Origin of the sequence: Sediminibacillus sp. JSM 1682029 (assembly GCF_041366435.1) — a bacterium.
GTDB lineage: Bacteria > Bacillota > Bacilli > Bacillales > Amphibacillaceae > Sediminibacillus > Sediminibacillus terrae.
The window spans coordinates 353,678-374,000 of record NZ_JBEWYY010000001.1; the positions used below are offsets into that span (position 1 = coordinate 353,678).

18 protein-coding genes are annotated in these 20,323 nt (G+C 42.8%); 1 reads left to right on the forward strand and 17 read right to left on the reverse strand.

What is annotated here, in order from left to right:
• Window position 1: 1 nt before the first annotated feature.
• From ABVF09_RS01760 to ABVF09_RS01835, 16 genes are all read right to left on the reverse strand, one after another.
• A complete protein-coding gene (locus tag ABVF09_RS01760; protein ID WP_371068478.1) occupies window positions 2–1,726 on the reverse strand; it encodes a sensor histidine kinase in 1,725 nt (574 codons plus the stop codon).
• Window positions 1,727–1,806: 80 nt separating this feature from the next.
• Complete coding sequence (locus tag ABVF09_RS01765) at window positions 1,807–3,126, reverse strand: multi antimicrobial extrusion protein MatE (RefSeq protein ID WP_371068479.1); 1,320 nt, start codon at window positions 3,124–3,126, stop codon at window positions 1,807–1,809.
• Between the two features lie 43 nt (window positions 3,127–3,169).
• Window positions 3,170–4,243, reverse strand: coding sequence for a M24 family metallopeptidase (locus ABVF09_RS01770; RefSeq protein WP_026570620.1), 1,074 nt, complete (start codon window positions 4,241–4,243; stop codon window positions 3,170–3,172).
• Window positions 4,244–4,455: 212 nt separating this feature from the next.
• Entirely contained in the window at window positions 4,456–5,256 is an 801-nt protein-coding gene (gene iolB / locus ABVF09_RS01775; RefSeq protein ID WP_371068480.1) for a 5-deoxy-glucuronate isomerase, read from the reverse strand.
• 420 nt (window positions 5,257–5,676) lie between these two features.
• Window positions 5,677–6,573 (reverse strand): ROK family protein, encoded by an 897-nt coding sequence (locus ABVF09_RS01780; RefSeq protein ID WP_371068481.1) that lies wholly within the window; start codon window positions 6,571–6,573, stop codon window positions 5,677–5,679.
• A gap of 90 nt (window positions 6,574–6,663) precedes the next feature.
• Window positions 6,664–7,272: a 3'-5' exonuclease gene (locus ABVF09_RS01785; RefSeq protein ID WP_035426749.1), complete on the reverse strand. Its 609-nt coding sequence runs from the start codon at window positions 7,270–7,272 to the stop codon at window positions 6,664–6,666.
• A 401-nt stretch (window positions 7,273–7,673) separates the two neighbouring features.
• A complete protein-coding gene (locus ABVF09_RS01790) occupies window positions 7,674–7,985 on the reverse strand; it encodes a hypothetical protein (RefSeq protein ID WP_051382050.1) in 312 nt (103 codons plus the stop codon).
• Between the two features lie 76 nt (window positions 7,986–8,061).
• Window positions 8,062–8,964: an ROK family protein gene (locus ABVF09_RS01795; protein WP_371068482.1), complete on the reverse strand. Its 903-nt coding sequence runs from the start codon at window positions 8,962–8,964 to the stop codon at window positions 8,062–8,064.
• Window positions 8,965–9,042: 78 nt separating this feature from the next.
• Window positions 9,043–10,473: a glycoside hydrolase family 1 protein gene (locus ABVF09_RS01800; RefSeq protein WP_026771484.1), complete on the reverse strand. Its 1,431-nt coding sequence runs from the start codon at window positions 10,471–10,473 to the stop codon at window positions 9,043–9,045.
• A gap of 54 nt (window positions 10,474–10,527) precedes the next feature.
• Window positions 10,528–12,087, reverse strand: coding sequence for a response regulator transcription factor (locus ABVF09_RS01805; protein WP_371068483.1), 1,560 nt, complete (start codon window positions 12,085–12,087; stop codon window positions 10,528–10,530).
• Entirely contained in the window at window positions 12,077–13,846 is a 1,770-nt protein-coding gene (locus ABVF09_RS01810; RefSeq protein WP_371068484.1) for a cache domain-containing sensor histidine kinase, read from the reverse strand. The genes ABVF09_RS01805 and ABVF09_RS01810 overlap by 11 nt, the downstream gene beginning before the upstream one ends.
• Before the next feature lie 37 nt (window positions 13,847–13,883).
• Complete coding sequence (locus ABVF09_RS01815; protein ID WP_026570628.1) at window positions 13,884–14,765, reverse strand: carbohydrate ABC transporter permease; 882 nt, start codon at window positions 14,763–14,765, stop codon at window positions 13,884–13,886.
• Between the two features lie 14 nt (window positions 14,766–14,779).
• Window positions 14,780–15,655 (reverse strand): carbohydrate ABC transporter permease, encoded by an 876-nt coding sequence (locus ABVF09_RS01820; RefSeq protein WP_371068485.1) that lies wholly within the window; start codon window positions 15,653–15,655, stop codon window positions 14,780–14,782.
• A 60-nt stretch (window positions 15,656–15,715) separates the two neighbouring features.
• Window positions 15,716–16,984 carry an ABC transporter substrate-binding protein gene (locus ABVF09_RS01825; protein WP_153461900.1) on the reverse strand — a complete coding sequence of 423 codons (1,269 nt, stop codon included), beginning with the start codon at window positions 16,982–16,984 and terminating at the stop codon, window positions 15,716–15,718.
• 515 nt (window positions 16,985–17,499) lie between these two features.
• Entirely contained in the window at window positions 17,500–17,943 is a 444-nt protein-coding gene (locus tag ABVF09_RS01830) for a DUF5392 family protein (protein ID WP_371068486.1), read from the reverse strand.
• Window positions 17,943–18,080 (reverse strand): FbpB family small basic protein, encoded by a 138-nt coding sequence (locus tag ABVF09_RS01835; protein ID WP_152525520.1) that lies wholly within the window; start codon window positions 18,078–18,080, stop codon window positions 17,943–17,945. Before ABVF09_RS01835 ends, ABVF09_RS01830 begins: the two co-directional genes overlap by 1 nt.
• A 390-nt stretch (window positions 18,081–18,470) precedes the next feature.
• On the opposite strand from ABVF09_RS01835, the gene ABVF09_RS01840 reads away from it, so the two are divergent.
• Entirely contained in the window at window positions 18,471–18,776 is a 306-nt protein-coding gene (locus tag ABVF09_RS01840) for an iron-sulfur cluster assembly accessory protein (protein WP_026570633.1), read from the forward strand.
• Window positions 18,777–18,951: 175 nt separating this feature from the next.
• Here ABVF09_RS01840 and ABVF09_RS01845 read toward each other — a convergent pair whose 3' ends face one another.
• Window positions 18,952–20,304 (reverse strand): sodium-dependent transporter, encoded by a 1,353-nt coding sequence (locus tag ABVF09_RS01845; protein WP_026570634.1) that lies wholly within the window; start codon window positions 20,302–20,304, stop codon window positions 18,952–18,954.
• Between the last annotated feature and the right edge of the window lie 19 nt (window positions 20,305–20,323).

Below are 20,323 nucleotides of genomic sequence, written 5' to 3' on the forward strand. Positions count from 1 at the left end.
CTCACCCCGCCATATTCGGAATTAATATTTTCACCTTTGTCCCCTGATTCATTTGGCTTTCAATCGCTATGCCGTAATTTTCGCCAAACATCAGCTTGATGCGCTCATTAATGTTTTTCAGACCAATTCCCGAGCTTTTCGAGCGGATTTCCCCTTTATAAATACCATCCAGTTTACTCTCTTCGATTCCCGGACCGTTATCTTCAATCATGATTTGCAAATTGTTATCCACTTGTTTAAAGCGAATGATTACCCGGCATGGTTGAATCATTTCTTCCAATCCATGCTGAATGGCATTTTCGACTATAGGTTGGATCGTCAATTTTGGAATTTGGCAATCCTCATATTCTTCCCAAGCGCTAAGGGTAAATTCCAATCTGTTTTCATAACGGTACTTTTGAATCGTTATATAATTATCAACAATCTCTAATTCTTCCTTAATGGTAATCATCGGAGCTTTCTTGCTGATTATGTTCCGCATCATATTACCAAGCGCTTCAGCCATGACCGAAATCTTTTCTTGTTGGTTGATCTTGGCGAGCCAGTTGATTGAATCTAGTGTGTTGTATAGAAAATGAGGGTTGATTTGTGCCTGGAGCGCTTTATATTCTGTTTCCTTGATGATCAATTGTTTGGTGTAGTTTTCTTTAATGAGTTGATTGATTTTGTCCAGCATCGAACGAAAATTGACGTGGAGCTGGCCTACCTCATCATTATAGTATTTTTCCGGAACGGTAGCTTTTTCTTCGAAGTCACCCTCTTGAACTTGCTTCATCCTTGCAGATAACTCCTCCAAAGGTTTAGAAATATTCTCTGCCGCCTTCCTGCTCAGCAAGATTGTCAGTGTAAGCATGAACAAAAAACAAATGATCATAATCCGTTTGATGGTTTGAGACTGTTTGGTAATATCGTTGAATGGTAGTAAATGAAAATAAGTGAGCTTGGAAAAACGAGAATGCTTATAAGTGAGTAAAAAATCTTCCCCGGAAAAATCCATCACTCTGTAACCGTTGTCATTTATGTGGTCAGGCAAGTTTTGTACATCCAGCCCGTTTTCCTTGTTTTGATAATAAATATCTTCCCCATTGGTTACGAAGAAATTTTTATTTTTAGAAAAATCCAGAGTTTGGTCGACAAATTTGTTCATGTCTATAGAAACGATAAGGATACCCATGTTGGCTAGACTGACATTTTCCTTTCTCCGGATAAGCCTTGCTGCCGATATTCCATTTTCCCCTTCTATTTTGGACCAGGTATTGGAACCCTGGGATGCATAAACAAGCTTGCGTATTTTTTCCGCGTCGTTTTCTATTTTTGTATCATAACCAGTCGTGTACTTTTCCCCAAACCGGTCGATTACCTGAATGGAAGATATGTATCTTTCGCTTGAAGCAAAGATAAGCAAACGCTCCAACAAGTTTGCCTTCGTTTTATAATCTTCAAATCCCAGCTTTCGCTCGTTAATTGTCTCCATATATTCCTGGACAAGAGAATCTGTGCTGACTTGGAAGGTGAGATTCTCGATCTTTTTTAGTTCTTCATCGATGACAGTGGAAGATAATTGCAGCATATCTGCAGACTCTTGATAGATCCGTTCTTCGTATAGTTTGGTAAAATAGTGGTAAGTAATCATTCCGATTATGCAAAAAATCAATAAAAGCAGTAAGGAAATCGAAAATATCTTATTTTTTATTTTTATGCTGCTGTAAAAAGGACGAAATCGCATAACATCCCCCTGTCAAGCGTTTACATTTTCTATTATTATAGCATCTTTCATTGGACAGGAGAGCGGGAATCCTCTTATTTTTACCCAGCTTTACAATCCTGTTTTTGCCGTTTTGTTTTCCTCGTCATTCGATAAATGATCATGCTTACCATAATAAGGCCGGTGAATTCCCCTGCCGATGCGGCCAAAGACCCACTGATGCCGTTCCATTCAGGATAAAGCCTGACAAACAGCCATATGCTCATTACGACGGTGATTAAATTGACTAGCTGGGCAATGAGCATTTTTCTCGTTTGCCGGTGCAACATAAGGAATCCGTTCAAGAAGTCTACCCACGGGAATACAAGCGTTTTAATGATGAAAAATTTCATTACCAGCAGGGTCGACTCGGCCAGATCACCATTTGCCCCCATGATCGTTTCCATGAACCAGTAACCAGCGGTTGTATAACAAAGCAGCAAAAGAAACAGTGTCGGCAGTAAACTGACTGCTGCCATAAACCGGATCACCTTCTGCTTATTCGTTTCGTATAATTGCAAGACAAGTTGGTGCGTATACATAAAGAAACTCAATAACATCTGGGTAATACTATAGGCAAGCGCAAAGGAGGCAATGCCCACTTCTATGTTTTCCGTTTTTGCCAAGAACACATAAATGACAGGAATCAAAATCGTTTGGATGAGAAAATAAAAGACCAACGGCATGTAAAATTGAAAAATCTCTTTTATTGTAAGGTGCTGGACCTGTTTTGGATAATGTTCGCCCAAAATTTGTCTCCCTTTCCAGACACTGATCCCACACTCCATAATCATTCCTGCCAAAAAGATGATCGAACCGGTGACGCTTTTTACATAATCGAACGCGACAAACAAATAAGCAATGACAAACATAGCCACCAGACGGATGACGACTCCGATGGTAAGCCACTTTGTCTGCAAGTGATTGATGATTATTCCTTGATAAATACCGCGGATCGCCGAAAAGATAATTACCAGGGAAATGACAGTAAAAGCTTCTGAAATGGTATGTACCATATTCTGGTCTGCATGGAAAAGATGAATATATACCCAGTCGCCAATCGAGCTAAAAGCCATTGTCATACTTAATCCGATGATGACGGCCAGTATCGAGACCATAAACAGCCTCAGCTTCCGGAATGCCAGCCTGTCATTCACCAAAGCAGAACATGTCTGCCGGAACACGATGACCGGGCGTTCAACAATTCCGAAGAGCGAGAAGGCCACTGCATAACAGGCTATGATAAATGTTGCATGATCTCCCCTGCTTAACGTACCATTTATGATCACATGGGTGATTGATGTCAAGCTCGCCGAAAAACCAAGCGGGATAAAAAAACCTGCCAGTTGCTTATAGCCGAATCGTTGAGAAGATTTATTCACTTCAAGCCGCCTTTCTTTCCTGTTTCTCTCCATTCCCGGTTAGTCAACGAATCAGGATATCCGGACGTTCAACGACTTTAGTCCCTGCTTTCACTTCCAACATCGGATATTCTCCGGTATGTGTAACAATTGTTGCCTCCTTTTCACCAACAAGGATGGTGTCTTCCGATTTGACTCCGGAAATACTCGGATTCCAGGCAAACACCTGTCCCGTCTCCACAATCATTTCCGCATTTTCTGGCAAAAGCAGTTTTTCCCTTGTATTATATCCAGACAGACCACCCTGATGGTGGTATTTCCATTCTTCCGGATAACCAGCATCGCTGTACGCAGTCTGCATCACCTCATATAAGTCCTGAAAATCAGCGCCCGGTACAGTGGCTGCAATCAAACGGGAATCTACCGCAATTACTCCCCGGTGCCGGTCTTTCAAAGTGTCGGACGGTTCACCAAAGTGAACAAGACGGGATGCGGATACTATCTTCCCCTTTTTTCTGGTGCAAACAACCAACATGGCATAACGGTCCAATCGATTGGAGGTCGGAAGTGGGTGCCGACGCTTGAAGGTGCGACCATCTACCGCTGCCAGATTCACAATCGGTTCCAATTCCCTTTCGAGACAGCATTTGGCAAGACGTCCGACAAGTTGATACTCACTTTCCCCCCGGTTGAGTTCAAAAGCGACTTGTTCAATCGCTTCACCAGTCAGCACTCCCTGCTTTTGAAATTCTTCTCTATCCTCTTCCATCAATATGGTGCGCATTTGCAATAACTGTTCTTCGACATGAAGATCAAGTAAAATCTCTTGCTTGGCAATATACTTGGATACAAGCAATTCAAATTGATTTGGTTCATACCAGGGAAACACTTCAAGGTAATCGAATTCCAGATCAAATTCTTCTTCAATCAGTCGGTCTGCTTCAATGTTGTTTACAAATAACCCCACTCTTGTTTTTGTAACAAGAATACTTGCCGGTGATTTTTCTGATGCTGTGTTGATAAAACTACGTCCGTTTGCCAGCCATGAAATGTTTTTTTGCAAAGTAAGCAATAAACCGCTTTTTGCCGTAGAGGCTAATAAATCACGCAGACGGTCGATTTTTTGGTTTCCAGCCATTTTTTTCATTCCTTTCTCATTACTGCTTGCCTATTTAATAACGGTCAAATTATTATAGAGATGGGACGATGGCCGGTTATACGGTGCATTTATAAAAAGCCGAAAGGGACAGATGCCGGAGCCTGACATCGCTGAAATTACATCTTTTTAGTCTCTCAAACAAAACAGGGAGGCATCCCTTTCCCTCCCTGTTCATCCCTTGCTTTTTTTGCTTATTGCTCGTGCAGCCACTTGTGGTCAGGATCTTCATAAGGATTCAAATTCCGACCTGATTCTCCGGCCATGAACCATAAGTAGTAGACTTGATAGCCGCCAGCAGCTCCAACCGGGTGATAGCCAATATCGATTGCAAAGCTGTCACCGTGTCTTATCGGATATGCTGTGTCGATTTTTCCGTCTTTTGTATAATGGTGCTGCACACCGAAGCCCTGCTCCGGATTTACTTGATAGTGGTAAATCTCTTCCAAATTAGGTTCTTCCGGCGCAAATTCTCCGTCATGTTTGTGCGGAGGATAACCGGACCATTGACCAGCATCATTGACTGTCTCTCCAAGAACCATTCGGTGCACTCTTCCGTCTGCATTATCTGCAATAATGTCATTTACCGTGCGATTCCATTCCTTTTCGCCTCGCTTATGTACGACGACTTCTTCCGGTCGTACGACGAAAGGCTGGTATTTATTTTCGGCTTTGACTTTACAAACCGCTATTTTAACATCCGTATCTGCTGTTATCTGATAAGAAGACTGACAGGGGACATATACTGTCGTAGCTTTCCCATGGAAAACGCTTTTTCTTCCACCCAGATGCTTCCATTTTTCTCCTTCCGTTTCGACAGTAGCCGTTCCTGTCAGTATGACTAAGGCAGTTTCAAAAGAAGAGGTGTCTGCTGAAAAAGTCTCCCCTTTGTCCAGTGTCAATTTACCAAATGCCAAATATTCCAAGAGCTCATACTCCTCTGAAAAAATATCTCGATATCCTTTTTGGTCTACAGCTTTCACAAAACGTTCCATAGGGAATCCTCTCCTTTTATAATAACAACGTTGTTATTATATTTTATATAATATTCTGATGATTTTCAAGTTTTTATTTATTCCTGTAAAAATGTCCGAGCTTAACGCACGCATCCCATAAGAAAAAGTATCCGCTCTCTGTCGAAAACGTTTCACCAAGGGTGCTGCATGAATCAGCTTTTTCTTCCACATTTGCCGCTTTCGGTTCTAATACGATTGAAGAAAAAAATCCTTCCCACTTTTAAGAAAATTTTCATCCCCTGCGACAAACCCCGGATTTTTTTCTACACCTTCCCTATTCAGGATATCGTGTACATTTATAACCACATTATGATGTACTGTATCATAAAACTCGGTCAACAAATTGTCGACCGAGTTTCATGAAAATCCCTACAATTTACCTAGTGGTAATCTGTTATTTCAATTGGGAGAAAGATTGATTTGCTTCATCAATCCGTAAACTGCTCCGAGTAAATTCGAATTTTGCCTGAAGTGACATGCTTCAATCTTAGGCTCAACAGTGGCAATGTCTATCCTGTTGAGAATCTGTTTTATTTTTTCATCGATTCGGTCGGTTAAATCGGACCTGGCACTTATCCCGCCACCAATTAATATCAACTCTGGATCGAATATGTACTGCAAATTATAGATTCCGACAGCCAGATTATGGTAAAATCGGTCGATTGCATTTATACAATCCTTATCCCCGTTTTCAGCCATGGAAAATATTTTTTCACCGGACAACGAACTGCTTTTAACTCGTTTAGCAGCTGCCACCATACGGACCAAAGCAGCAGTAGAAGCTGTTGCACTCCATGTGTTATCTTCTTCGGAAAGTTCGGGTCGTATAAGCATATAGCCAAATTCTCCGCCATGCAGATGTGCGCCTTTGTGCAAGGAACCATTTTTAATAACAGCTCCGCCTATTCCTGTACCTATGACAACCGCCAGTACGTCCTGTTTCCCCTGCGCTGCCCCTTTCCATACCTCGGCATACCCCGCACAGTTGGCATCATTCTCCATGAACACAGGCAAATTCGTCTTTTCTTTAACCATCTGTTTGATATTCGGCCCGTGTATATATGGCAAGGCACTCGATCCATATACTATCCCTTCCTCTGAAACTGCTCCGGGAGCACTTATTGCAATCCCGGCAGTTTCATCGCGGGTCTTCGCGTGATCCACGATGAAACCGATCAATCCTTCAAGGGCATCCGGGGTTGCCGTTTTGCCACTCTCCGCTAACTCTCCATCTTCCGTGATCACAGCATATTTTATAAACGTTCCACCTATGTCAAAAGCTAAATATTTTTCCATTGCTCCACCCTCTTATAGCTAAATAACGAATCCCTTATAATTAAAACAAAGAAGACAGCCAGTGGCTGCCTGTTTCTGCATGAATAGACCTTACCGTTTAGCAGACTTTCGCCGTTTGGTCTGAGTTTTAGGCGGAAAATAACCACGCTCGTAAACCCTGCCCTTCTTACAACCATGCAAAGCCGCCAACGCGTCGAGGTCCTCAACTTGTTGGTGCTTGATCGCTTCTACCATCAGTAATGCTGCAGCTCTGGCATCTTCGAGCGCATTGTGATGAAAGAACTCGATTCCATTATGTGCTGCTACTGTATGGAGCTTATGATTCGGCAATTCCGGCCAAACCTTTTTGGACATGGTCACTGTACAGAGATAGTCAAACTCAGGATAAGTCAGTGCGTATCGGTCCAGGGTCTGCCGCAGTACACTCATATCGAAGCTGGCGTTATGGGCGACGACTAATCGGCCGGACAGGTAAGGAATCAACGCGGGCCACAGTTCGTCAAAAGTCGGAGCATCCAATACGTCCTGTTCATTGATGCCGTGGATGTACGTATTGAAGGAATCAAATTCCATCAATGGATTGATCAAGCTGTAATATTCATCTATAATGCCCTTCTCATCAGCGATGACGACTCCGATGGAACAAGCACTGGTACGGTAACGATTCGCCGTTTCAAAGTCTATTGCCGCTATTTGCAAAATATTCCCTCCAAATGAGGTTTTTTCCTCGCTTATGGCTATATTATATAATACTTGAAATAGACAAACAAAAAAATAGTCTTTTAAAATTTATGTTGGCAATACAGCATTCCCCCCCTCCCTGAAAAACGAATCAAATTCAGGAGAGGTATATAAACAAGTTAACCCGGAAGCATTGGCGTGGTGTTTAAAAGCAAATGAGGCGGAATGTTTTATACTCCACAAGCTCACTATCGAAAAACACCGGACGAACGCCCGAGACTCCTCGAAAGCTGCTGTTGGTTCTCGGTCGCCTGCATTTCCGCTGTCTCGCTTATTTCCTCTGCTACCAAAATTTTTTTCTCCTTTAAAAAAAGACCAAAGCTTATGGGCCCGGTCTTTAAGATGTTCCTTTATACCTGCTATTTTTGCTCTTGCTTTTTCAACAATTCTTCCATGTTACCATTCATCCGTCCTAATTGGCGGATAATCATCCAATTTTGTTCTACCAGTGTAGATAAATAGGTAACCTTCGCTTGTTCTTCTGCCTTTGCAAAACTCAATGCCATTCCAGCCTTGAAAAAGTTATTTCCTGCCAAGTCATTTGCAATGCGTTGTAGGACCACCAGATCCTTTTCATCCAAATCTTCTAACTGGTATTTTTCCATGAACTTTTGCAGCTGCTTTTCTTCTTTTGATTGTTTCTTTTCATCATTCCCGCCAAATAATCCCATATACTTATCCTCCTGTATTAAATCTCACTAAAACATTTTCACTTACAACAGGAGGGGAAATCAAGTAAAACATTTTTCACAGTCTTTCCCTGCTATCCTTTTCTTGTTTCAACCAGCCATAAACAGCACCAAGTATATTGGCATTTTGCCGGAAAAGACAAGATTCGATACGCGGTTTTATTTTTGCCAAATCGATCAAACCTAATATCCTGTCCAGCTTGCCGTTTATATGTTCGATTAAATCCGGACGTGCACTTACTCCACCGCCGATAAGAATAATTTCCGGATCATAAATATACTGCAAATTATAGATTCCGACAGCCAATAGATGATAAAACTCATCCACCGCTTCACGGCAGACAAGATCGCCAGCTTCTGCCTTTTCAAATATTTCTTCTCCTGTCAGTAGTGTTGGATCACTATGTTTTTTCTTTGCAACCTTCTTGATGAGCGCTTTCACAGAAGCAATCCGGCTCCAAACGTCATCACTGCTTTCGATATCAGGGGTAAGCAGCATGTAACCGAATTCTCCGCCATGCAAACGATCTCCTTTATGGGGTTTTCCATTTTTTATGACAGCTCCGCCGATCCCCGTCCCGATAACCATTACCATGACATCCTTTCTACCTGCAGCGGCTCCTCTCCAAATCTCTGCATAAGCAGCACAGTGGGCATCATTTTCCATGAAGACCGGCAAACCGGTTCTTTCTCTGATCAATGCTTTCATGTTCGGACCGTGGAGATAACGGACAGCACTTGAACCATATATAAAACCACTCTCCGACACGGCTCCTGGTGCACTCACGGCAATTCCTGCCAGAAATGGTTGAGACTTTGCTTCCGATTCAAGGAATAATAGCAAGTCATCGATCGTTTTCGGCGTCTTCATTTTGCCGCTTGACAGGATTTGTCCTTCTCTGGTAACAGTCCCATACTTCAGAAATGTTCCACCTATATCTATTGCCAGAACATGGTCCACGTTTCCCCCCCCCTCTCTTCCATTAATTAAGTGAAATGAGTTCAGGTCCTTACTGAGTCTCATGCATGAACAGTGATATCACTTATACTCCTCCATATTCGTTTCGAATTGTCTTTCTGAAATCAATCGTTGATACCAGTAGGCAGACTTTTTCAACCTGCGATTCCGGTTATCTTCTAAGTTGATTTCGACAAGACCATAACGATTTTTAAAAGCATTCATCGGGGAAACATTGTCAGAAAACGCCCATAGCATATAGCCTCTGCAATTCACACCTTCTTCGACTGCTTTTAGCAGCCATTTTAAATGGTCACTGATAAACTCTATTCGATAATCATCTTCAATCATGCCATCCTCATTTTTAAAGCGTTGTTCCTTTTCAACCCCCATTCCATTTTCGGCAATGAACCATTCGATGTTCCCATATTCCTCTTTCATTCGAAGGGCCATATCGTACATGATTTGTGGATATATTTCCCATCCGCGGTAAGGATTCATTTTTTTGCCGGGTAGGTCGAATTTTTCGTAGTAATAGGCCGGGTGGAAAGGAATCCGTTCATTCCATGCGGATGTACGTGCCTGTACCCGATGTGGAAAATAGAGATTGAGCCCTACATAATCGACCTTATTTCTGTTAATGATTCCTAGTTCTTCTTTGGTATGCTCAAATGTTATATCATGTTTTTCCATTAAATCGAACAGTTCCTGGGGATACTCCCCTTTGATAGAGGGATCTAAAAAGACACGATTAAAGAACAAATCGTAGATGCGGGCCGCCTCCTGATCGTGAGGGGCAGAAGATCGGGCATACGTTACCTCCGGGTTTAGAATAACGCCTATCTTCGCACTTTGACTCAATCCCATTTTACGGAACAAAGATACCACCTTGGCTGTGGCCAGTGCTTTGTTATAATTCCATTGCATCCATTTCTTTGTATTCTGTTCAAACGGGTAACGAATGGCATCCAAATAAACCCTCGTCTGTACGACAACCGGCTCATTGAAAGTGAACCAGTTCCGTACTTTATCACCGTACCGTTCGAACACTTTCTCTGCGTATTTCACGAAAAGCTCGACTACATGCTTGGATCCCCAGCCGCCATAGTTTTCAAATAAGACTGCCGGCACTTCGTAATGCTCCAGACAAATCATCGGTTCTATACCGTTTGCGATTAATTCATTGATCATGTCATCGATATAGGCGGCATAATCTTCATCTACAACAGCAGTTTCATAATCTACCAGAAATCGAGACCAATTGATGGAAGTCCGGAAATGCGTCAGACCGATCTCCTTCATATAACCGATGTCTTCCTTATAGCGGTTTCGAAAATCGGTTGCCACAGCAGGTCCATACCCGTCATGCCAGACATTATGATTATTTTTGTACCATACATCCAAATAGGAATCCTGGCTATCTTTTTTTCCTGACCATCCTTCTGTCTGCCAGGCGGAAACTGCTGCACCGATCATGAAATCCTTTGGCACTTGTATCAATTTTTTTTGCATAGTAATCGCTCCTTTTGTATAATATCGGAATTCTGCTATGAGAGATTTGAAGATTCACTCTACTTTGGCCGTGTTCCATTTTCGATACTCTGTCGGTGTCATCCCCACAAATTTTTTAAACACTTCTACAAAATATTTGTATTCATGGTAGCCGACCTGCTCTGCTACTTCCCTTACTTTGAAAGGGGTGCTGGCGAGTAACGTCTTCGCTTGTTCCACTCGGAGTTCATTTACATATTCATTGAAATTCCTGCCAGTTCTTTGTTTGAACAAAGAGCTGAAATAATTCGGGGAAATATTAACGACATCGGCTACTTCGTGAGCTTTGATATCTGTGGTGTAGTAATTTTTCATGTAAGCTTCGGCACGCTCCATCAACCAGTCATTGTTTTCTGCATGAGTCAACTGGTACTGATCCATCAGCTTTCTGACATCATTCTCAAACAAAGTCTGGATTGCCTCATAGGTGTTGTAGTCCTGAAAGTCGAGAGAACGAAGCAAAACCGGGTCTGCATCGAGCTGTTTTCTCATCAACCCCTGACACCTTTCGTAAGCAGAGGAAACAACATCCCTTGCCGCTGAGATTGCATCCTCCAAAGAACAAGCATGGTATCGGAAGCTGTCAAACAATTCATTTGTTCGGTCCCTTACCTTGTCTGTTTCGCCACGCAGGATGGAATCGATCAACTTGTCACTTGGAAAATCAGACAGACTGCAGTCTTTTTGCCAAGAATCTTGCAGGGGGAGTTGGAGGATTCCTTGATCTGCCAATGGCAAAAATGATAATGATTGCTCAAATTGACGGTATACATCCGCTAGCTCATTCATCCGTATGTACCTGTCATAGAGAAGAGCGTATAACGGTATTTCCATTTCACTTATTCCGGAAATCAGCAGTCGTTTAACAGCGTCGATCTTTAGCTCTTCCTTTTTTACAATCAGACTGGTCAACAACATGTTTTCTCCGGTAAAAAAAGAAATACAATTCACGTCACTACTCGTAAACAGTTGAGAAATTCTATTTTCCCAATGACGTTTCCATTCACCAAGCTGTCCGCGACTTTCTTCTGTTGTCAGGACCGAATGATTTTTGATCAAGGTGACGAAAGGGTATAGCTTCACTTTTCCAACAAGTTGTTTGTCAGGAAAATGGCTGACTGGTCTCTCGATAACCTGGTAGTATAGTTCGTTTCTGATCGCTGAATTTTCCATCTGAGCCGTCCTGAAGCGTTCTTCCAGAATCTCTTCGGTCGTGTTTCTGACCACCGCGATCAGTTCATCTATGTCTACAGGTTTTAATAAGTAATCTTTGACCCCTGCGTGCATTGCCTGCTTAGCATAGTTGAAGTCATCATAACCGCTTAGAATGATGATACGGATGGCTGGATAGTGTTCAGCTAAATAAGCAGCAAGCTGTAAACCGTCTTGATTCGGCATTCGCACATCCGTTACGACGATATCAATGTCATCTGCAGCGTTTATTTTATTCATTGCATCCAACCCGTCATGTGCTGTGTCCGCAATCTCGATACCATAATTTTCCCATGGTATCGTTTTTGTCAATCCATTGCGGATAATCGGCTCATCATCGACAATCAGCATTTTACAGGTCATTCCAATCACCCGATTCCTTTTTATTCTTCTTTTCCGGTTTCGTTTTCAGCAACGGCAGTTTGATTTGCATCCAGGTCCCGGTCCTGGAAGGTATTTGAACTATCTTTCCATCCTCTCCAAAAGCAAGCGATAATCGTTCCTGCAGCTGATTCAGCGCAAAGCCGCTGCCTTCGCTTCCAGCTTCACCATGCGGATGGAAGCCTGCCCCGTTATCCACTACATCAATCAAAATTTGATTCCCTTGTCTATATCCCCTGATTCGTAATTCTCCCTGATAAGAAATGTTTTTAAATCCATGGCGGATACTGTTTTCGACGAGTGGCTGCAAAATCTGTTTGATACTGTATGCCCCGCCGATTTCCGCATCATAAAAAATACTGTAATGCAGACGACTTCCCATCCTGCTTTTCTGCAATTCAAGGTAATGGCGTATGTAAGCAAATTCCTCTTCTAATTTGACCCACATGTTCCCTTTATTCAAATTCATCCTGAACATTTTTGAAAGCTGTTCGATCAAATGCCCCGTTTGCATCGCATTTTCCAGCCTTGCTGTCCAACGAATCATATCCAACGTATTATACAAAAAGTGAGGGTCTATTTGGTTTTGCATGGCTTGAAGTTCAGATTCTTTTTGTTTGATCTTCAGCTTGTATTCCTGGTTTATGTATGTCTGGATCGTTTTCACCATCTGATTGAAGCGCATGCCGAGCTTTCCGATTTCATCATTGGTGTTTACACTGACATTGGCATTGAAATCCCCGTTTTCCAATTGTGTGGTCTGCTCGGTAAGTTCCATGATGCGTCGGATATTGAAAAAATAAAATCCAGCAAAAGCGACACTTCCCAGCAGCAAAAGCAACAAAATCATGTCCACGATCAGGGACCGTACATTATAAAGTTCTTGAACTACTTCCCCCTGGTTCACGACAGCCACCGAAAACCAATTCATACCGTCTATTTGCTTTTTCACCACCAAAAAGCGGTCTTCCTTCGTTTCATAGCTGATCGATCGATGACTGCTCGCGATAATCCGATCAATCAGCGTCTGATCAGGGAACGGTTTACCAACCATTCCTTCATTCGGATGCAGTACCACATCCCCTTTATCGTTCATGACAAAGAAGTACCCCTGGCCGCCAGCATTGTCGCCTTTGATAGTCTGATATAAATCCTCCTGGTCCAGTCGAATTCTCACTCGTCCGATCGGCTTGGTGATATGATTGAGATCATTTATTTCTCTTGAGAGGCTGATCACTTGTTTTTTCCCCTCCCAATCACTATCGACCTGATAGGAACCGCTCCAGGACAGGCCACCGCCTTTTTTCGCGGCATCCTTGTCCAACACCTCTTCATCCGCTGTGACTGGGTTGCCAAAATGAAGCTCGTTTCCACTTCCTGATTCCAACATGATGGAATCGATATAATCAAAAGACGTCAACTGAAAAGTGAAATAGCCTTTTATGCCCTCTTCAGCCCGCTTGTAGTCCTCACTAGTCATTTCCGATTTCGACGAAGTGAAAAAAGTACGGAAGTTTTCGTCATAAATCATGAAGGAAGTCATGTTTTCCACGTTGCGTATAACCGATGTCAATGTTTCTTCGCTTGTTTCCAAACGTCCGATAGTATGGTCGGCTGCTTGTTGTTTAAAGGCTTTTGTTGTTTGATAATAGATCAAAACACCGAAAAACATCGTCGGAAGAGTGATCAATACCAGGAAAACGGTGGCAAACTGTTTTTTCAATCCCCATTGGCGAAACATTCGCATCCATCCTTGGCCATCTTGTGTTAGCTCTATCTTATCCTTTAACCGCCCCGGCTGTCATACCTTTCACGATTTCTTTTTCAAGCATTAAATAAATGGCGACTATCGGAACCAATGACATAGTCAAACCTGCCATCTGTGCACCATAGTTGGTTGTGAATTGTCCAGCGAAATTTGCCAGCCCCAGCGGCAGTGTCTGGAACGCTGGATCATTGATCAGTACCAGTGCGAAGGAAAACTCATTCCAATTATAAATGAAGTTGAGAATGACCACGGTGGCCAGAGCCGGGCGGGACATCGGAAGCACGATGGACCAGAATATCCGAAAAATGCCACACCCATCCATGATTGCCGACTCCTCGATGTCCTTGGGGAAGGCTTTCATGAAACTTGTTAAAATAAAAATCGTTATCGGTAAATGGAAAGCGATATAAGGAAATAACAAGGTGATCGGCGTATTCAACAATCCGAGATTGCGCATGAGGATAAACATTGGTACCAGGGTTGCATGAATAGGAATCAGCATTCCGAATATGAAAAATGTATATATGGTTTTATTCATTTTAAATGTGAATCTGGATAGAAAATACGCAGCCAGCGCGCCTGTTAGTACGGTGATGACAGTAGCAGCGACACAGATGAATATACTGTTTTTAAAAAGGACCCCAAAGTTGGCTATCTCCCAAGCGTTCTGATAGTTTTCCAATACAAATTCTTTTGGAAACCCGAATTGGTTAACAGCAAACTCACTTTCTGACTTGAATGAATTGATGACCATCCAGATTATCGGATAAGCATTCACAATGGCAAACAAGATAAGGATTATATAAATCAAAAGCCGTTTCCAACCAGGCTTTTTACGGCCTCTTCGTTTTTCAACCTGTGTTCCAGCGGCCGTTTTCACTGTCGTTTCCATCTTGTTCCTCCTTTTTATAACATTTTACGTCCCAGTAATTTGGTGACGATAAAAATCAAAATTAAACTAAAGAAAAAAATGACAACGGATACGGCACTGCCATATCCATACTGCAGCTGGCTGAAGGTTTCATTGAACATGTACAGCGCCATAACGTCCGTCGAATGGGACGGCCCCCCGTTGGTCATGACATAGATCAAATCGAAAGTCTTCAAACTTCCTGCAATGCATAAAATGACGGCAACGATGATGGTATCCCATATCATCGGCACTGTTATTTTCCAGGTGGTAGTCCATTCAGACGCACCATCGATTTTTGCTGCCTCCAAAACTTCTTCCGGTACATTTTGCAAAGCGGCAAGAAAAATAATTAAATACAGGCCGACAAATTGCCAGATAACCGTGACACAAACAGCGATCATCGACCAGTTCGTATCCCCGAGCCAGTTTTGCGCCAATCCTCCTAAGCCCAATGCCCGGAGTAGTTCATTGATCAAACCATTTTCCGAGTTGTAAATCAGGCTCCAGGTTAACGAGATGACCACAGTGGACAAAACGACGGGCAAAAAACCGATTGTCCGGAAGATTTTCAATCCCTTCAGCTTCCTGTTCAACAATAATGCAATAAACAGCGCGATCGGTACTTGACCCAATACCGATGCCAATACGACGTAAATGTTGTTTTTCACCGAATTCCAAAACAAAGTGTCTTGGAACAGTGCTTGAAAATTTGCCAATCCTACAAAAGACATTTCGGAAAATCCATTCCATTCCATTACCGAATAATAAAACGATTGAATGATCGGCATAATGGCAAATACACTATAAATCAAGATGGCAGGTAATAAACCGATGATGATGGCTCCTTTTGTTTTTCCGGCTGCCTGCATTTCCATTCCTCCTTTCATGGGAAAGGCCGCCATGACGGCAGCCTGCCATGCTTGTTTTGTTTACTCCGATTCCTTCTCCATCTCTTCCGCTAATTCTTCTGGCGTTTTCTCCCCAAGGGTGATCGACTGTAAGCCGTTGTTGATGATATCGGTCAATTCCGGCGTGAGGGTTGCATCATAGACAGGTGCCAGTCCGCCTTGTGCAAAGCTGTTGGCTTCCTGAAACACCTCTGGGATACTGTCGTCCATTTCTACGTCAGCCGGCACGATGATATTGGCTTTGACTAGCTTTTGGAACATTTCATCACTGTAGAAGTATTTTAGAAATGTAAAAGCTGCTTCCTTTTTCTCTCCACTCAAATCACTGTTCAAGGCAATACCGCCACCTGCAACTCCTGCTATTTTGGCAGGATCACCGTCCCCTCCTTCAAAGGATGGAAACGGGGCCACTCCGATTGCATCTTGATTTTCCACACTGTCCAATATCGGCCCTATCGCCCACGAGCCGGCAAAATGCATAGCCGTGTTGCCACTGACAAACTCGCTTCGCGATTGCGCTTCATCGATTGTATTCAAGTCCCCGTTAAACGCTTCCATATTTGCTAACTCTTCAATGACAGATAATGCTTTGACAAATCGTTCATCGGTGAATGAAGCTTCTCCATTCAACGCATTTTCTAAAAAATCACTTCCGGTATAACGGTCTGCAATCGTCGATATATACACCGATTGAAGCGGCCAAATCGCTTTGTTTCCAAGAGCGATAGGGGTGACGTTCTGTTCTTTCAATTTTTCGATCAGACTTTTCAGTTCTTCGTAAGTAGCAGGAAACGTATCGAAACCTGCCTTTGCCAATGCATCTTTATGGTAAAAGATCAAGCTGGTTTCACTGATATTGGCAGGAATTGCGTAATGCTCTCCATCGATGGCATAATCCTTCAAGATTCCCTCCGGTATTTTCCCTTCCCATTCATCGACAATTTCATTTAAGGAAAGCAGTGCGTTTCCCTCGACCAACGGAGCAATTCTGGTACCCGGCCAAACCCGGAACATATCCGGAAGCTGCTGTCCTGCAGCTTGTGTACGTAGTTTGGTTTCATACTGGTCATGCGGGATACTTTCTATTTTCACTTCGATTCCTTCATTTTCTTCGTTGAATTTTTTGATCATATCTTTGTATACAGTGTTCTCCGGGCGATCCTCCGTCCAATCATTCCAGACGGTCAGTTCGATTACATCACTCCCGGATGCTTCGTCGCTTTCCCCACCACACGCGGTTAAACTGATCAATACAAGCAAACTTGCCAACAGCCATCCTATTTTTTTCATATTATATCTCCTCCCGATTGCTAGCGCTTACATTGTATTGTAACAGCTTTCCGTTTTCTCACTATCCTGTAAATCTACAAAATCATCCGAAAATTTACGAACTTGTAAATCCGGAACAATCGACCGGGATAAAAGCATGGGGTCCCTTTACTCTTCGGAAATGAAAAGATGCAAACCAACACATGAAGGACAAGAAGCACTTCCGGTTTCCAAAGTTTAGCTTTTTTACCATTAAAAGCAATAGATAAAAAAGCAATCACACCTGCAGCGAAGCATCTCCATCCATCGCAGGCAATGCAGACTCCAGCGGGATGAGAGCGAGCTGAAGCTCCTCCCGCGGAAAGCAAAATACCTTTCCGGAGGGGAGAATCACACTTTTCATAAGAGAAGGGTAGAAGGTTTACTTATTTCCCATAAAAAAAAACCGAACGAATTCAAAGTTTTTGAATCATCGATCGGTTTTCGTATTTCATATTTACTTGTAAGTCATGTTTGGATGAAGACAACTGCAGAACTTACTTAGAGCTGTTTTCTTGCCGATGTTTTTCTTCCTGAAGAAACTGGATGAAAACACTCATGGCCAAAACTGGCCGTTTTTTGATAGAGTCGATAAAATCACGTTTTTGGTAATCGTTTACTATATTGCTTGCCTCAATTCTTTCTACGATATGTTCACTGCTGACCTTCCTGATTTCTTTGCGGACCGCTTTGGCTTCTTTATACAGCGCTATGCCGATGGATCCCAGCAAGGCAAACAGTAGAAGCACATAGACCATATCGCTTTCCACTCCAAAACGAAAGACAAGGAAGAACAAGTTAAATACCGAAAAAACGATTAACGGTATGGACAGAAGTGTGAAAACCGTATTCTTTTTTATCAACGATTTTGCCTTCCTCATTACTCCTTCCATTTCCTCTTTGATATAGTCAGGCATGTTCTGGAACATCAAGTTATTCATCACTGTTTCACCCCTTTGTCTGCTTTCAGGTATTTATCATCCAAAGATTTTTCGATCCTCTCCACCTCCCGTAAATTACGGGTTAATTCCAGTTTATTTTGTTCTACTAAAGCAGAAAACGAAATATTTTTCCTCATATTCTTTCCTCCTTAACTGGTGTTCCCGCCGTCATAAGACAAAAAGACCTATACCGATTCCGGTATAGGTCCGAGAAAATAAAAATGACCTATACCTTCGAACAGGTAAGGTCTTGCTAACAACACACGTTGCCAACAAAGCCGAGAGTATGAAACTCTGTATTGACGACTTTGCCGTAAAAGCTACTCCCCTTAAAGGATTATTAACTTATAACATTAGAATACACCTGTCAGTCTCAATTGTCAAACTATTTTGTCGGTTGCTTCTGTCTTGCTGATTTGGAGATGTCCCGCCGTCTGCCGAAGATTTACCTTCTTTACAAAGCAAGCCTCATCTCTTTCTTTTTTTAATTCGAGAAGCGATAATGGTTTTCAAGGAGGAATGATACCATGAAATGCAAAATAAATCGAAATGCTGCCAAAAAAATCAAGCAGTGGCTTGCGGAAGATGGAGCAGAGGGCCAGATGCTTCGGGTCTTCGTTTCGGAGTTTCACGGAAACCATGCTCATTATGATCTGACTCTCGATTACCCGCAAGAACATGACAAAATAGTCAAAACAGACAAAGAGATTGATGTATTGATGGATAGCAGGGAAGATTTTCTGGACGGTGTATGGATTCAATACTTTTATATACCTACCGAAGGATTTAAAATCACGAACTCCTCAAAGGGCCACCCGCCTCACATTCATTAATCGACCCAGGGACAAAAAAGCATTGCATAGTGACCAAAGCGAAAACCGAACTACTCCAATTCGTTCGGTTTTTGCTTTGTCGGCCTTGCTTTTGCCCGGAAACTTTCAGAAAGACATGTTTTACCATAGCTAAATCTACAGAAAGGCAGCTAATAAAACAGTATCCATTACCTCATCAGGCAGACCCGAAAATTCCGATCGTAGCGAGAAAAACAACTACAATAGTTATCGGAATCACAAACCGCATCAGATTTTTCCAAATGATATACCACGGAGAAGCCAGACCTGAACTAAGCTTGAATTCCTGTTCCACAAGGGAACTCTCCATCCGATGTATAATAAAAATCGCGATGAGCAGACTGCCGACCGGAAGCAGGATATTACTTACCAGGTAGTCGGTCGCATCAAAAACAGTAAGGCCGAATAAATGGAAGCCGCTTATCGTACTTGAAGAAAGAGCGGCCGGTATTCCAGCGAAAAACACGACGATCCCGGCGGTTAACGTGACAGGTTTCCTGCGTCGTTTCCCATTTTCCGTAAAAGCTGAGACGATGATTTCCAGCAGACTGAAAGAAGAAGTCAGCGTAGCAAATAAAAATAACAACAGGAACAGACATAAAAACAGCTCTCCAAATGGAATTTGGGAAAATACGGAAGGAAGCACGATGAACAGCAAGCCAGGTCCTTCTGTCGGTTCCAGTCCGAAGGAGAACACGACTGGAAAGATTGCCAAACCAGCCAAAAGGGAGACAAAGATGTTCATACCGGCAACACTCCCGGCTGAAGACGGGATGCTCACTTGCTTGTCGAGATAAGAGCTGTATGTAACCATGCAGGAAAACCCGACAGCCAAGGAGAAAAAGGATTGCCCTAAAGCATATAGCACCGCTTCTCCAGTTATATTGGAAAAATCGGGCCGCAAGAAAAACCGAACCCCCTCCATGGCGCCATCCAGCGTCAATGATCTGCCAACCAAAATGATGAAAAAGATAAATAACAATGGCATGAGCAGTTTGCTCGCCTGCTCGATCCCTTTCTTGATCCCGAAAGAAACGACAATGACATTAATAAGTAAAAATAGGGCAAGACCGATTAATGTAACGGAAGGACTGCCTGTGACAGCACCGAACATTTCCCCATAATCGGCAGAATCGGTGATCACTGTTCCAGTAATTGCTTTTGCACTGTATACCAGCACCCAGCCCCCTACGACACTGTAAAAGGACAAAAGCAGAAAACAGCCTACTATTCCAAGCCTTCCTACCCAAGGCCAATGGGAATCCGGAGCCAGTACCTTGTAGGCTGTGACTGCTTCTTTTCCAGCTCCTCGACCTATAATGAGCTCGGAAATCAACAAGGGCAGTCCAATCAATACTGTAAAAATTACAAAAAGCAGAAAGAACGCTCCCCCGCCGTTCATCCCGGTAACATATGGAAATTTCCAAATCGCGCCGAGACCAATTGCCGCCCCCGCCGTCGAAAGGATAAATCCTATTTTTGAAGACCATTGCTCTCGATTTGTTTTCATATAAACCCTCCAATCACGC